This is a genomic window from Paenibacillus sp. FSL R10-2748 (assembly GCF_038005565.1).
GTDB lineage: Bacteria > Bacillota > Bacilli > Paenibacillales > Paenibacillaceae > Paenibacillus > Paenibacillus polymyxa_B.
Genome location: NZ_JBBOTK010000015.1, coordinates 35,193 through 48,669, shown reverse-complemented (window position 1 = coordinate 48,669; position 13,477 = coordinate 35,193). Strand labels below are relative to the sequence as shown.

Genomic DNA, 13,477 nt, shown 5'->3' with positions numbered 1-13,477 from the left:
CGACAAAACTCTCTTTTTTGTTAAGTGCGAATTTCCGGTATAATAAGGTGATTATGTATTGAATGGCGGAACCATTGGAGGAAATGGCATGGGAGTAAAGCATGGGCGTGAGTATGAACAAATTTTGAACGATTTGACAGAGGCTGTGGGACGCATCCCAGACAGCTACGAATTTTTCGAGATGGAAGCAGAAGATTGGGACAGGCTGGACCCGGCGGGACGCCAGGAAGTCAATGAAGCTTTGGCAGAAGACTTATTTTATGCACTGGGTACAGAGCCCATAATCACTGTAGGCAGTGGCGTTGTGATCTATGAGCCGGAGCAGCATCGTATCTATGTACTCATTGGAGACGAGGAGCTGACGTCAGTCCCTTTGATTTGAGGTCCGTCTTATGGATTTATCAACGGGGCCGTGGTAATATGTACACCAATATATCGTAGTTTTGGCCGTATTTAAGCGGTCGAAAGGCTTCCGTATAAACGGGGAGGAGTTCGTAACATGCCTTTTACACAAGAAGAGATTGAAGCACATCTGGAGAAACTGGAGGGCTGGGAACTGGAGGAAGGACGTTGGATCGTTCGGAAATATAATTTTTCCAGTTTTATGAAAGGGATTGCATTCGTGGATGAAGTTGCCGCTATATCTGAAGCATTCAATCATCATCCATTTATTACGATTGATTACAAGACCGTGACTCTGCGTTTGACCTCTTGGGACGACGGCGGTATTATGGCCGTGGATATTAAGGAAGCCCAACAATATAATGAAGCTTTTGAAAAAATGCGCAGCAGTCATTGAGCTTGTAATGATCTGTCGTATGATGATAAAAGCGCCTTCGCTATACAACATCGCGGTTGTATGCCGAAGGCGCTTTTATCATAGAACCTGGGTTTGGTGCTCGGGACGATATACCATACAAAAAAACGGTTTTTTGCCATCGGGAGTCTGGCGTTCATAGGTATCTGTAAGCTCAAATCCAGCCGCCTTGTAAGCCCGGATAGCGCGCCGATTCCAAGTGAGTACCTCTAGATCAATTTCATTCTTCGGGTTGCGTCGTTGGGCTTCCTCTGCAATGGCACGGACAAAATCAGCGCCTTTGCCATGTCCGCATCTTTCGGGATGCATTCCAAGACCTAGCCGGGTCACACCGATCATAGGAAAATATTGAGCAAATCCCGTCAGCTTATTCTCTTCATCCAGTACGGCAACATATTGCTCTTGGCGAAGCGTGGGACTTCCAAATTCGACTTCAAGCGCCTTCATTTGTTCCCAGGGGAGCCAACCGTATATATTATAAGGTGGATCATAGCGCCACTCACAGATTGCAGCCGCTTGATGCTCGTCCATCGGTACGATCCGATAGTTGGATATTGAGGCCGGCATGTGTTCCATCCTCCTTTTACAGGTACTTCAATCATTAACAACAGATTGTAGACAAGTTGCAGGGGAATGGCAAGCGTGTTTATTTCATACTCAAGTCGGGTATACATTCAATAAGAAGGAATTACTGCTCATATGCTCCCCCAGCGCTGACGGTAAAACCGACGATGTTCGCTAAAATTGAAACCTTTTGAGGCTTCAGTTCGTCAGTAATGATAATAATTGCTGATGTTGTGGACATAAAAAACCGCAATTCGATTCCGGCCAGAATCAAATTGCGGCTAGGGTTAGCTTGCTGTGCGTTAGTTATTCTACGTTGTCGTCATCAGGAATTTCTGAAGCTACAGAATGGTAAGCGTCTGTGCTCATAATTCTTTTTGCACCGACATAGCGGTTAGCGTAATAATTTTCGTTCAGTGAGCTAACTACTACACCACGTGAAGTCGAGGAGTGGGCAAATTTCCCTTCACCTACGAAGATACCTACATGGGAAATGCCTCTTCCTGTGGTGTTGAAGAACACCAGGTCTCCAGGTCTCATTTCATCGCGGGATACAGAAGATCCCATTTTGAATTGTGATCCGGATTGATGCGGAAGTTTAATTCCCAGTTTGTTGAATACATACATTGTGAAGCCGGAGCAATCGAATCCCTCGAGTGTAGTGCCTCCGCTTCTGTAGCTCGTTCCTTTGGCATCTTGAATGACCTGGTCCATCTTAGAGTCTGCATATGCACTGCCGCCACCGAATGTAAAAGATGTAAAGGCAATGGCAAGACCCATAGCTGCGATCGTTAGCTTCTTCTTCAAAAAAAATATACCCCTTCCAATGCCTGCGAGGTTAGCTTAAGGATTCGGTAGAAGGTTCCCCTATGACCACTCTGTTGCGAGATCAATTCACCCAAACTGGTTCCCCCGCTTCCTAGGTGCCAGGAATTAGGCTTAACTTAAGATGTGCACCTTGGAGAGCAGTATTCACAATAACGTTATTTTTGAGATAAAGGTTACAATAAAGATTACAAAGTTGTTACTATCAGTTCACTGCGATTATTGTAACAAAGACGGCTGGCTTTGGCAAATGTTTCATTGCAAAAAGTTACAAAAAAAATCTGCTCCTAATGTCCAAGGAACAGATGTTGTTAACAGTATTCAGTTATGTGTCGTTTGCGCGGATATGAATCAAGATTTTTCGACAGACGGAAATGAAGTAAAAAACATAAAGGCAGGGCTTAACTTCTACTGGAGATATCGGTATGCCATAGTCTGTACTGCGAACTGATATGCCACAGCCTGACCAGACTAGTAACAAAATGATACGATTGCTGGAGAATGAGCGCCAGCATGCCAGTCCAAATCATCGCCACGGTGCCAAATAGACCGAAGACCAGCAGCACACAAGCACCAAGCAAAAGAGATATACCGACAGCTGGAAGGAGCTGGCGAAAGAAGGCGAGCAGGGACGATAGTATGGCGTGACCACCGACAGTCCCCAGTTGCATATACAGGATGCACTGCCGAATGAACCATCCGTATGCCATCCATCCCATGACATAGGGCAACAAATGCAGCAGATAAGAGGAAGATTGAAGTGCTCCTGCTACAATAGGGTAGAGTCTCGGTACTACCCAAATGGCGGGAAGCAGCAGCAGTCCCAACTCGATGATGTAATACAACAGCGACGACATGCCATGGCGTTTCATACCCTTGAAAAAGGACAGGCTTTGCGGTTCAGTCGCATCGGTATGCAGGCTTTGATATATTCCGGCTCTAATGAAGGGAGTGATCAGTATGCGTAGTACAGTCGCCCCTAGTAGTATCCACAAATACACATGTACTTCCCGGCTGTCCATCAGAGCAATCTGGCTCTCCATCCAAAACAAGGTCTGTCCCAGCTCGTTTTGACCCTGATCAGGATAACGGAGCAGTAGCGGGATAACGGCAGACTGCACCAGCCGATAGAGAAACACCCCCCACAGTAGTCGATACAGAAATAAAATGATAACGATATAGAATCGTATGCGCACCAGCGCCCAGCCCTCTTTTATAACAGTCCGCATCTATAGACACCTCACCATGACAGACTTCCAAGCAGTGTTTCTAACAGCTTGGTTACACTTACATTCCAACGGGTTTGTTGCTTTTCGTCCAATTCGGCTTTTAGGCTATTGTTAATGTGCTTGTTCTCCAGTGCAATGGTATATAGAGGATCAAGGGTTACATAGGAAACGGGAGAAGTACTTTTGATCCGAAAAGTTGTGCTTTTGCCCGCGCCGTCCCAAGCCTTGAATATCGTGGTACCATCCTTGAAGGTAAATTGGACAGGGATCTTGGGATAATCCGCCCCTTTTTTGCTGACCGTCACGACTGCTTCATATCCATTCTCCAGCTTTTGGTTCGTGATATGATCCACCGAAAAGTCCGCCATCTGGCCGTCATATACATACTGTTCAAAATAGTGGCTCCATGAGCGTCCGGTGGCTCTCTCCACGATACGTTGAAAATCCTGGGAGGATGGATGCTTGAATCGGTACGTCTGGACGTAGGTCCGCATAATCCGATCCATTTTTTTCATACCCACCTGACGTTCAATGCCCCGTAGTACCAGCTTGCCTCGAGAGTAGGCGTTTTGCGCGTACTCAGCAGCCGAGCCGTACTTCCATGACTCGCGGTTTAGCGGCTGTGGGGAGGCTATCTGTCCCGATTGTAATGGCAAGTTGGGGGTAAGCCCATATTCTTGCTCCATAAGCCGCTCCTCTGCATAGGAGGTGAAGCCTTCATCCAGCCACGGCTCCTCAAATTCGTTATTGGCTACCATTCCGTAGAAATATTGATGTCCAATCTCATGAACTAATGTTCGTTCCAGACTATAGCCAGGATTTAGATTACCCGCAGCAGCGGCTGTGATGAGTGTCGGATACTCCATACCGCCGGCTCCATTGCCTGATTTGGGTGGAACCACGATGGATAGGGTGGAATATGGATAAGGCCCGTACCATTTGCTGTAGTACGAAAGAGCGGCCTTCGCTGCGCTCATATAGCGCCCTTTGAGCTCCTTGTGCGACGGGTCAAGGTAGAGCTTGATTTTGACACCAGGGACTTCAGCAGAAGAAAAGGGTTCTTCTACGGTTACAAAGTTGGGTGAAGCGGACCAGGCAAAATCGTGTACATCATCGGCATAAAATTGATATATTTTTTGGCCGTTCTGTCGGACGGCACCACGGGTGGGAAATCCGGTCGCTGCTACGATATGAGTTTCAGGCACCCGAATCCGTACGCTGTAAATTCCAAAATCGGCATAAAACTCGGAGTTACCATGATACTGGTGGAGGTTCCAGCCCTCCTCGGCGCGTCCACGTTGTCCTGCAGTCTCGTAGACGCTGAGCTTCGGGAACCACTGTCCTGCCATTACAAAATCATCTGTCGCACCCATACGAGCGAAGATGGCGGGCAGTTTTACCTCAAACTTCATATATAATGTGATTTCTTCGCCACCTCGTACCGGCTTGGGTAGACGCACCTTCATGAGCGAACGGTCGCCTGCGTTACCGTCATCTGGCTGCACATATTGGATGCGGTGCATGAGAGATAAACCGTCTTCTGTTTTTAGTTCAGTCAGCGTCATGGAGCCAAAGCCGTCTTTGGGCATGGTGTCTCCGCGCAGCTTTCCACCGGATTCCTTCATAAAGGTGGTTTCCATGGAAGAGAAGGCATTCGGGTATAGATGAAGATACAGATCATTCACGGTTTTCTTGCCCGGATGCCTCCAGGTCAGTGTCTCAGTGCCTCGCAAAACCTGTCCTTTTTCCAGAGACACATCAATGTGGTACTCTACCACCCGTTTGCTGAGGATTTCTGTAGCGGGCTGTGGAGGGTTCTTGGGCAGGTCAGGCAGGATGTTTGCCCCTAGAGGCTTGCCCATATTTGGGGCAAGCGCAGACTCAGACAGGGAGCCGTATAGTGGTTGGCCTATGGACTGCGGGTCTGATTGCGATTGGGGCTGCCAGGCAAACCATAACGTCCCTGCGAGGAGACCGAGGGCTAGTGTAGACAATAAAACGATTTTAGTGCGTGCTGGGGTCATACAATGGATACCTCCCGTTGACAAGCATCTACAGCATGTATATGTTTGCTTTCAGGAGATTATTAGTTAAAATATTTATAGTGTAGAATGAGTGTGAAGACGGAAAATGGAGGTCTAGTGACGCATGAGTGAAAATCAGCCGGACGGCAAAAAACAGATTGCACTGAACATTGTCAGTGGCAAGAGTAAACATAAGGGTTTCGGCGCAGGCTCAATCGACCTGAACAGCATGTCCCCGGTCATCATTGACCGAGGAGGAGCGAAAATTGATATCGGTGCCATGCATGCCAAAAGTAAAGTAGAACGTGGTATCAAGTTCTCTACGAATAAAGAGGATGTACCGAATGGACGGCAGGTATGGCTCGTATGGGTAGCCGTGGATCGTACGCCCGAAGGACGTATGTACGGCGGCGCCACCGCCTGCGAGATGCTGATTGACGACGAAGCCAAACGCGGCTGGAAAATCCTCGCCGATCACGTCAACCGTATGGATTACGCGCTCAAGCGTCGTTTCATGCTGGATGATCTCGGCAGCGAAGATAGAGCAGCGCTTAAAAGCCTGCTAATTTCGCATAACGAGGAATGGTGGGACGCTTCGCCTGAGGAATTGAAGCAGGCGCTGGAAAGATAGGCCCAGCGTTAACGCAGTAAAAAAAGCAGCCACTTCTGTGGGCTGCTTTTTTTATTTATCTGAGTTGACACTAACCTTTTAGTAAGTAGTTGTCCTGAAAGTGCATACTTACATATTTGTAGCGCTCACTTTATACTCAAAAATAAATAATACTTAAGGAGGACAATTCTTTGAAAACTCTTGTTATCGTTACACATCCAAGCATCGAGGCATCTGTCATAAATAGGCGATGGGTAGAAGAACTCAAAAAATATCCAGAAAAGTATACTATCCACGAATTGCATAAGGTTTACCCTGACGGGAACATTGATGTGGAAAAAGAGCAGCACTTCATTGAATCACATAGCAATCTCATTTTACAGTTCCCAGTTTATTGGTTTAACAGTCCGCCTCTCCTTAAAAAATGGCTTGACGATGTTTTTGTTTATGGCTGGGCTCATGGTTCAAATGGAGGTGACAAATTAAAGAATCGTAAGGTTGCTTTAGCAGTATCTGCCGGAAGTAAAAAAGAAGATTATAGTGAAGAAGGAAGATATCGCCATACACTTGAGCAGCTATTATCTCCTTTTGAAACAACCTTCCTATATTGCAATGCAGATTATCGTTCGTTCTTTGCGTTTTATGGTACAGAAAAAGAGTCTGGCGAAAATGAGATTGGTACGTCCGAAAGCGAATTGGAGAAAAGCGCACGAGATTATTTGAATTTTATTGACAGCCTGTAATAGGAATGTCTATTGCTGTCCGTCCTCCAGAGCTGGCAAACCATTTTCCTCTCCCCACTCGCACATCATATTTAATAATGGAATGAGAGAAAGGCCACGTTTAGATAGTGAATATTCAACTTTTGGAGGGATCTGGGGAAATTCCTTGCGTATGATAAGGCCATCTGCCTCTAGCTCTTTTAACATGATGCTTAGTGTTTTGAAGGAAATGGTACCGATACTTCGCTTCAGCTCGTTATGTCGCATAACCTTATTTTCAAAAAGCCAATATATAATGATCATTTTATATTTACCGCTTATTAAGGACAACGTATATCCAAAGCCAGTGTCTTTTAGGACCACGCCAGACGGAACACAGGGTTCACTCATAAATTACACTCTCCTTTAGGTAAGTATATAATATGAATGTGCATACTTTACAACTGATCATTATGCAATTTTAGTGAAAGGATGTAAAGTATGCTCGCTATAAAATGTTTCTGTATCTTTAAATGGAGTGATTCTAGAAACGGAGAGAAGCATCTTGACATCCTGGAAAGGCATTCACTATAATTCAGATAGAAATCGCTTCCACTCCTCTTTTTATTCATTTTGTGGAACCGGTTCCTTGAAAGATGTAGTTAAGTCCTATTCACTGTTTATGAATGTAATCTCTAAATAAGGTGGCATCGTTATGTTTAAATGGTTGAAAAAGAAGGCGGCTCCTCGTATTGAAGAATTCGACATGGTAGCACCAATCAAAGGAAAAGTGGTTTCCCTTGAAGAGGTTCCAGATCCTGCGTTCTCTACGAAGGCTATGGGGGAAGGCATCGCTATTCATCCGACTGAAGGTAAAGTGACTGCTCCTTTTACGGGTAAAGTCGTCCACGTGATGGAGAAAAGTAAGCATGCTCTGATCATTGAGCATGAATCTGGTGTACAAATTTTGATACATGTTGGGATTAATACAGTTTCCCTCAAAGGACAAGGGTTTAACCCTCACGTTCAAACAGGAGATAACATTAAAGCAGGGCAATTACTGATGGAGTTTGATCTAGACGCGATTCAACAGGGGGGATTGCCTGTAATTACTCCGGTAATCGTTCCAGACGGGCAAGAGATGATCAGTCATGTGGAGATCTTGGAAGGAACATCTGCCTCTTCAGAAGTACCCGTATTAAGAGTCCACTTAAAAGCCTAGTTCTCATTCAGAAAAGACTAACCAGGAATTCCTGGTTAGTCTTTTCTTTAGATGATTCTCTGATCGGTCAAGGATCGGGCATGACCATGTGATCAAAAGCTAGGATTCACATATTTCAGATATCCGCTGATTACAATTGCCTTCGTACAGCCCTCCATGAAAGCAGATCACTTTTTTAATATCATAAGGCAGCAGGTTTTTAAGAGATTCTTTGGCCATATTGAAATCACAGCAGTATTGCGGGTCTGGAGCCAATAATTTGCTGCTTACTACGCGTAGGGCATCTCCTGCAATCAGGGTTTGACTGGATTTATGATAGAAACTTAGGTGTCCTGGTGTATGACCAGCAGTATCTATAACTACGATCCCCCCACAGAAGGACAATTCCTCTCCGGCAACGATGATGGAGTTTACAATAGCCTTTGGGGGATTTTCAAGTGTACGCCGGAATGCATGTCTCCATTCTACCGGAACGGATTCGGGCATGGAGCTTACAGCTTGATCTATTGCTTCTGGAGTCAGCTTTATAAGCTGTTTTTCTCCTTGTATATAAGGCCTTTCGATAGAACTGGCTAATACTTGAACTGGGGATGAGGAAGCCCGGATTATATCTGTTAAACTGCCGATATGATCAAGATCCTGGTGTGTTATTAATATGGAGGTAAGTTTATGGATTGCTAATCCGGTGTCTAGAATAGCCTCATGTAAAAGTGAGAGTTGCCCGGGGTAAGTCGTATCGACTAAAATCATGTTATCTTCGTCCCACATTAAAGTGGGGTGAATACTCTCTATACTTCCCATGATGTTAGCAGAAACCTGGAGTATGTGTATTCCCTTGTCTAATTGCATCGAATCCCTCCCATAAGAGTTGATGTAATACAAAGGAATCGTATCATGAAATCCAAATATGTAAACCAATATTATAACATAAAAATAATTATTTGTAAATATGCAGAATTTTAAATTTGTGTGACAGTTAAGGAGTGATGACGTGAAGAAAATTTATTTTGTCAGACATGCCCAAGCAACCGGACAGGAACCAGATGCCCGACTCACCGATGAAGGTACCCGGCAAGCTGAGCAGTTGGCTGATTTTATGGAGAATGTAGGTGTGGAATATATTGTGTCCAGTCCATGGAAACGGGCCGTGCGAACCATTCAGCCCTTGGCTGAGCGTAGACAGTTGCAGGTATATACTGATCTACGTCTTCAGGAACGTGTATTAAGCGGTGAGCATCTGGATCATTGGCTGGACGTGCTGGAGCAGACGTATTTGGACGAGGACTTGAAGCTGGAGGGAGGAGAATCATCTCGTGAAGCAGCAGATCGAGGAATCCAGCTTGTCCAGGAGCTTATAGAGCGGGCGGAAAAAACGGTTATCATTGTAACTCATGGAGCTTTACTATCTCTTCTCATTCGACATTACGATCCGCAGTTTGGTTTTGAGGAGTGGAAAAAACTTTCGAATCCAGACATATATTTGCTAGAACTGAAAGAAGCAGAAGCCAAGATTCACAGAGTGTGGAATACGGGTTGAAATAAATAAAGCACGTTCACCATAAGTGCAGAATGGAATCGAAGAGGGAGGCGCATGTTGAATGCAAACCGTTTTTTTAGAATTAGAAAAGGCGTTGTTTCAAGCTTGGTCTTTGGAGTCTAGCTCTAAATGGATAGCAAATAATCCTGCGGCTGGACAATGTGGTGTCACAGCGCTTGTCGTTCAGGACAGGCTTGGCGGCGATATTTTGAGGACGACATGGCTGGATAGTGGTTGGCACTATTACAACCGCATTGGTGAGGACATTATAGATTTTACGAGGTCGCAATTTTCAATCCCTCCACAGTATCAGGATGTATACTCCAACCGGGAGGAGGCTTTTTCGGACACCAATGCAGAGCAGTATACAGCTTTAAGTCGGAGATTAAAGGAATTTCTGAACGAAGAAGAATAAGGGGATTTAAATCTGGATGCAGTCATAAAGACGTGATTTTTGAACCTGATCCAATGGAAGGTACTTTTTGTTGCCAAATATACGTTAAAGAGCTGAGTAATCAGTAAAATTTTTGAAGATAAAAGCTGTATTTACGTTATAAAATGAGCTATACTGAGGTAAGAATAGTAAAGGAGTCGTGCGCTAACACGACTCCAGTATACAACCACTGCTTAAAGAGCAGTCGGCAGTAGGGTCCAACAATAGACCGTTACCTTTGTGGGGGGCGGTCTATTTCTTTTTCATGTAGGTAAGCAATGTTTCTTTAGAAAAAAACTAATGCAGCCAATGGCCGGGAATGCTTAGAGAGGGGGGCAGTTTGGTTTTACAATTGCCCTTAGCCGAATTTAATTGCGCTTGTGTAAGGAAAATACTTCCTTCCAGATTAGCTCCACTTAAATCAGCGTCTCTAAAATCCGCACCGATAAGGTCGGTCATTCTCATATCGGCTTCTCGGAGGTCAGCAGCAATAAGTAAAACTCCTCTCAAATTGGCACCCCTAAGATTGGCGCCTCTCAAATTTGCCCCGATAAGGTCTCTACTCCTGATTTTTTTATTATATTTATTGCGCTCTAAGTTTTTCTTACCTTTTTCTCGTACTAATTCACTTGTTTGTAAAAGTAAATCATTGACTAACGCCCTATGGGTTGGTACATGAAGATTTATGAGGGATTTTGGATCTTGATCCGTAAGCTGCTCGGTTTTCGCCATAGCTTTTTGTAAGTCTGTATAGATGGGTTGAGTTTCTTTTAAGTTAAGGGCTTCATTGAGGTAATAAAGCATTTCATGAAGCTGTTGCATGATGGGAAATATACTGAACATTTCCACAGCTATTGCCGGGTCGTCTCGCCAGCTTTTTCCGTTGTATGTAACTTGGGAAATTTTTTGCCCTGCTCCAAAGCAATCATATACCGTACAGCCTCGCAAGCCGTTGTTTCTTAGATTCTTATGAATATCACAACGATAATCCGCATTTAGGTTTTGACAAGGAGTTCCTCCATCCTTATTAAAAGCAAAATCAGCTGATTTTGCATAGGGTAAGGCTACACAGCATAAACCAAAACATTGTTCACAATTTGCACTATACAATAAACACACATCCTTTTACTGGCACCTATTAAATGTAATATTACCAAAAAAAGATGGAGCATGGTCTATTGTTTTTTCATAGACTTCTAGAGTCTGCTGGATCGTTTAGAGAAGAAATTTAGTCTTTTGCCAGGTTCAATTGCCATGAGACTCCGTATTTATCTTCAACCCACCCAAATTGTTGGCTTACGGGAGAGGCTTCAAGGGGCATTAGGACTCGGCCTTCCTGAGATAGCTGGTCAAACAAGCTATGGATTTCTTCTTCCGAATCACAAGTGACGAATAGAGATAGAGCTGGGGTAAAAGGGTGTTTGTCCTGATGGTTATAGTCTATAGCCATAAAAGTCTGCCCTTTGAGGTTGAATACGGCATGTAACACGGTCCCATCTTCCTGATGAAAAATGCTCATAATACCAGACGGCTTAAATACAGAGGTATAATATTGCATGGCTTCTTCTGCTTGACCTGAGAACATGAAAAATGTTGTAATTTTTGGACTGGAATCTTGCATGAGATCAACTCCCTAGACTGGATCGTAGATGATAACATCTTTCCTCTTTTTTAATAGAAATATTCAACAGTGGAGAAGTGCTTCATAAAGAAAGGTATGCAAACATGGGAAAGGGGAAAACAGGATGATGGACGCGACAGCAGGGCTTATTGATATGTTCAGCTCAGGCAAGAAGCTGGACGCCAGCATCATTTCCGCCTATACGGATGTGGTAGCCCGATATGGGACCATGGAGGATGCGTGGGAGTTATACAGGCTTTTTGTAGAAGATCCCCATCATTATATCAGGGGGTTGCTCCTCCAGCCGATCATGAGATGCGGGGATGTTACTTTGGCGCAGGATATGTACGAGCGTTACGTTCAAAATCAGTCATCCCCAGAACATATACCTGACGGTGTGCTGTATGTGCTAGGTTATTTGGGTTATGTGGAGGCTGCTGCTGATCTTGTCGCTTTGGTGAATGGGCCATATGGAGTTGCGTCTGTGGATGCCTGTTTGGGACTGGTACATCTTCCATGCGAACCGTATCGTGAACAACTGGCGGCTGAATTGGAAAAAGTGTTGGATCAGAATTTGTTTAATGAATTATTACCTCTGTTAAGCTTTAAATGCACTACTGAAGATATGATTCCGCGATTGGTACATTGGGGAGAGCAACATGCTTCCGTAGACTGTAATGCAGGAATTATTGCTGGAATAGCATTGTTTGGAGAAGGGCAGAAGGATACGATTCGCTCTATCCTGTGGAATCCGTTTTGGGAGGCTCATGGAACGGCTACAGGCAGTTGTGTGTGGTCTTATTTTGCTATGCAGCATGTAGGGCTAACCTTTAGGGAGCTCGTTCAGGATATAAAAAGCTACGATGCATCCAAAGAAGATGTACAGGCATTGGAATACCGTTTGGACGTGCTATATGAGATGTTGGAACTCAAGCTAAGCTATACAGCCCGACCGATCCGGTTCTCTCGCAGCAATGAGGAATCATTTGGTCAGCTATATAGCGATTTGTTTAGCTGGTCTAACGAACATCACGATGACTCTATTATAGGCTGGATGAATGAACAGTTGGGGGTGGAGCACCGACTGCTGGAACGGTATTATGAGCTAAGGAAACGAGTCGAGATTAAAATGGTGCATGAAATTGAGCTGGAGCATGTTCAGAAAGGGAGTTAATCGCATCAGGAAATAAGAATTTTTGATGTAAAAGGACGAAATAGCGGAGTTCGGCGGCGATATGGGGATTCGCCCAGTCCGCGGGCTGATGTCCCGCATAGGATACATCAGCCTAGAACACAAGGAGTGAAACACATGTCTTTACTGCCACAAGTTCCTTTCGGAACGCAACCGGGTACTCCGGGTCCATTCACGCCGTCAGGTCCTTCGATTCCACAATTTCCTGATATGCAGGATTCCTTCCCATCTCCGATAGGTCCGCCACCAGGCCCAGGGCCATTTTCGCCACAGCCGTTCTCACCGCCGCCGCAGGGGCCATTCGGTCCGCAAGGTGGGCAGCAAACTCAAGCACCAACTTCCCCACCACCGCAATTTACGCCACCGAAGCCGCTGGTTTCGGCGTATGCGGTTGACCCTGGAGCCATTTTCGGTTGTTTGTTCCGCAACACGTTTGTATGGCTGACGAACGGAGAGCGTTTCTGGATGTACCCTGTCTTTGTAGGCAGGACATCCGTAGCGGGTTTCCGGTGGAGTGGTCGTTTTTGGTTTTATTATGGTGTAGACACTAACCGTATTGAGTCGTTTAGCTGTTATTGGTAATCGCGCAGCTTTAGGGAAGAGCGGGGCTTAACGGGATGATGGCTGATGGCACTGGCAAGAGAGGTAAATGGGTAAATGAGGTAAGTGAAGCGAAAATAAAAAGACTGAGAGAGCGCTCAT

17 protein-coding genes and 1 riboswitch are annotated in these 13,477 nt (G+C 45.0%); of the genes, 9 read left to right on the top strand and 8 right to left on the bottom strand.

Features of this window, described 5'->3' with window-relative positions; genetic code table 11:
• Window positions 1–88: 88 nt before the first annotated feature.
• Window positions 89–382 (top strand): hypothetical protein, encoded by a 294-nt coding sequence (locus NSS66_RS26065; RefSeq protein ID WP_028542600.1) that lies wholly within the window; start codon window positions 89–91, stop codon window positions 380–382.
• Window positions 383–499: 117 nt separating this feature from the next.
• Window positions 500–799 (top strand): 4a-hydroxytetrahydrobiopterin dehydratase, encoded by a 300-nt coding sequence (locus tag NSS66_RS26060; protein WP_007428083.1) that lies wholly within the window; start codon window positions 500–502, stop codon window positions 797–799.
• A gap of 78 nt (window positions 800–877) precedes the next feature.
• Here NSS66_RS26060 and NSS66_RS26055 read toward each other — a convergent pair whose 3' ends face one another.
• From NSS66_RS26055 to NSS66_RS26040, 4 genes are all read right to left on the bottom strand, one after another.
• Window positions 878–1,384, bottom strand: coding sequence for a GNAT family N-acetyltransferase (locus NSS66_RS26055; RefSeq protein ID WP_076265409.1), 507 nt, complete (start codon window positions 1,382–1,384; stop codon window positions 878–880).
• A 303-nt stretch (window positions 1,385–1,687) separates the two neighbouring features.
• On the bottom strand, window positions 1,688–2,188 hold the full coding sequence (locus NSS66_RS26050) for a C40 family peptidase (protein ID WP_025723776.1): 501 nt from the start codon (window positions 2,186–2,188) through the stop codon (window positions 1,688–1,690).
• A gap of 5 nt (window positions 2,189–2,193) precedes the next feature.
• A riboswitch (cyclic di-AMP (ydaO/yuaA leader) is annotated at window positions 2,194–2,331 on the bottom strand.
• A gap of 276 nt (window positions 2,332–2,607) precedes the next feature.
• Window positions 2,608–3,435: a hypothetical protein gene (locus NSS66_RS26045; RefSeq protein WP_028542598.1), complete on the bottom strand. Its 828-nt coding sequence runs from the start codon at window positions 3,433–3,435 to the stop codon at window positions 2,608–2,610.
• A gap of 11 nt (window positions 3,436–3,446) precedes the next feature.
• Window positions 3,447–5,459, bottom strand: coding sequence for a M1 family metallopeptidase (locus NSS66_RS26040; protein WP_340960079.1), 2,013 nt, complete (start codon window positions 5,457–5,459; stop codon window positions 3,447–3,449).
• A 124-nt stretch (window positions 5,460–5,583) separates the two neighbouring features.
• Between NSS66_RS26040 and NSS66_RS26035 the strand changes: the two genes are divergently transcribed.
• Window positions 5,584–6,090 carry a YwhD family protein gene (locus tag NSS66_RS26035; protein WP_340960078.1) on the top strand — a complete coding sequence of 169 codons (507 nt, stop codon included), beginning with the start codon at window positions 5,584–5,586 and terminating at the stop codon, window positions 6,088–6,090.
• A 170-nt stretch (window positions 6,091–6,260) separates the two neighbouring features.
• Window positions 6,261–6,812 carry an NAD(P)H-dependent oxidoreductase gene (locus tag NSS66_RS26030; protein ID WP_028542595.1) on the top strand — a complete coding sequence of 184 codons (552 nt, stop codon included), beginning with the start codon at window positions 6,261–6,263 and terminating at the stop codon, window positions 6,810–6,812.
• A 9-nt stretch (window positions 6,813–6,821) separates the two neighbouring features.
• Here NSS66_RS26030 and NSS66_RS26025 read toward each other — a convergent pair whose 3' ends face one another.
• Window positions 6,822–7,181 carry a winged helix-turn-helix transcriptional regulator gene (locus NSS66_RS26025; RefSeq protein ID WP_025723772.1) on the bottom strand — a complete coding sequence of 120 codons (360 nt, stop codon included), beginning with the start codon at window positions 7,179–7,181 and terminating at the stop codon, window positions 6,822–6,824.
• Between the two features lie 304 nt (window positions 7,182–7,485).
• Between NSS66_RS26025 and NSS66_RS26020 the strand changes: the two genes are divergently transcribed.
• On the top strand, window positions 7,486–7,992 hold the full coding sequence (locus NSS66_RS26020; RefSeq protein WP_025723771.1) for a PTS sugar transporter subunit IIA: 507 nt from the start codon (window positions 7,486–7,488) through the stop codon (window positions 7,990–7,992).
• A gap of 99 nt (window positions 7,993–8,091) precedes the next feature.
• On the opposite strand, the gene NSS66_RS26015 is transcribed toward NSS66_RS26020, so the two are convergent.
• A complete protein-coding gene (locus NSS66_RS26015) occupies window positions 8,092–8,841 on the bottom strand; it encodes an MBL fold metallo-hydrolase (protein ID WP_053324346.1) in 750 nt (249 codons plus the stop codon).
• A 142-nt stretch (window positions 8,842–8,983) separates the two neighbouring features.
• On the opposite strand from NSS66_RS26015, the gene NSS66_RS26010 reads away from it, so the two are divergent.
• Both NSS66_RS26010 and NSS66_RS26005 read left to right on the top strand, forming a co-directional pair.
• Entirely contained in the window at window positions 8,984–9,529 is a 546-nt protein-coding gene (locus NSS66_RS26010) for a histidine phosphatase family protein (protein WP_028542593.1), read from the top strand.
• Window positions 9,530–9,590: 61 nt separating this feature from the next.
• On the top strand, window positions 9,591–9,944 hold the full coding sequence (locus NSS66_RS26005; protein WP_340960076.1) for a YunG family protein: 354 nt from the start codon (window positions 9,591–9,593) through the stop codon (window positions 9,942–9,944).
• Between the two features lie 315 nt (window positions 9,945–10,259).
• On the opposite strand, the gene NSS66_RS26000 is transcribed toward NSS66_RS26005, so the two are convergent.
• Together NSS66_RS26000 and NSS66_RS25995 are read right to left on the bottom strand one after the other, a co-directional pair.
• Entirely contained in the window at window positions 10,260–11,072 is an 813-nt protein-coding gene (locus tag NSS66_RS26000; protein ID WP_068939363.1) for a pentapeptide repeat-containing protein, read from the bottom strand.
• Window positions 11,073–11,190: 118 nt separating this feature from the next.
• Complete coding sequence (locus tag NSS66_RS25995) at window positions 11,191–11,583, bottom strand: VOC family protein (protein WP_068939365.1); 393 nt, start codon at window positions 11,581–11,583, stop codon at window positions 11,191–11,193.
• Window positions 11,584–11,707: 124 nt separating this feature from the next.
• On the opposite strand from NSS66_RS25995, the gene NSS66_RS25990 reads away from it, so the two are divergent.
• Both NSS66_RS25990 and NSS66_RS25985 read left to right on the top strand, forming a co-directional pair.
• The gene (locus NSS66_RS25990) at window positions 11,708–12,757 is read left to right on the top strand and encodes a hypothetical protein (protein ID WP_340960073.1); all 1,050 of its coding nucleotides are present in this window, start codon (window positions 11,708–11,710) and stop codon (window positions 12,755–12,757) included.
• A 135-nt stretch (window positions 12,758–12,892) separates the two neighbouring features.
• Window positions 12,893–13,357, top strand: a complete 465-nt coding sequence (locus NSS66_RS25985) for a hypothetical protein (RefSeq protein WP_028542587.1) — start codon at window positions 12,893–12,895, stop codon at window positions 13,355–13,357.
• Window positions 13,358–13,477: the final 120 nt, after the last annotated feature.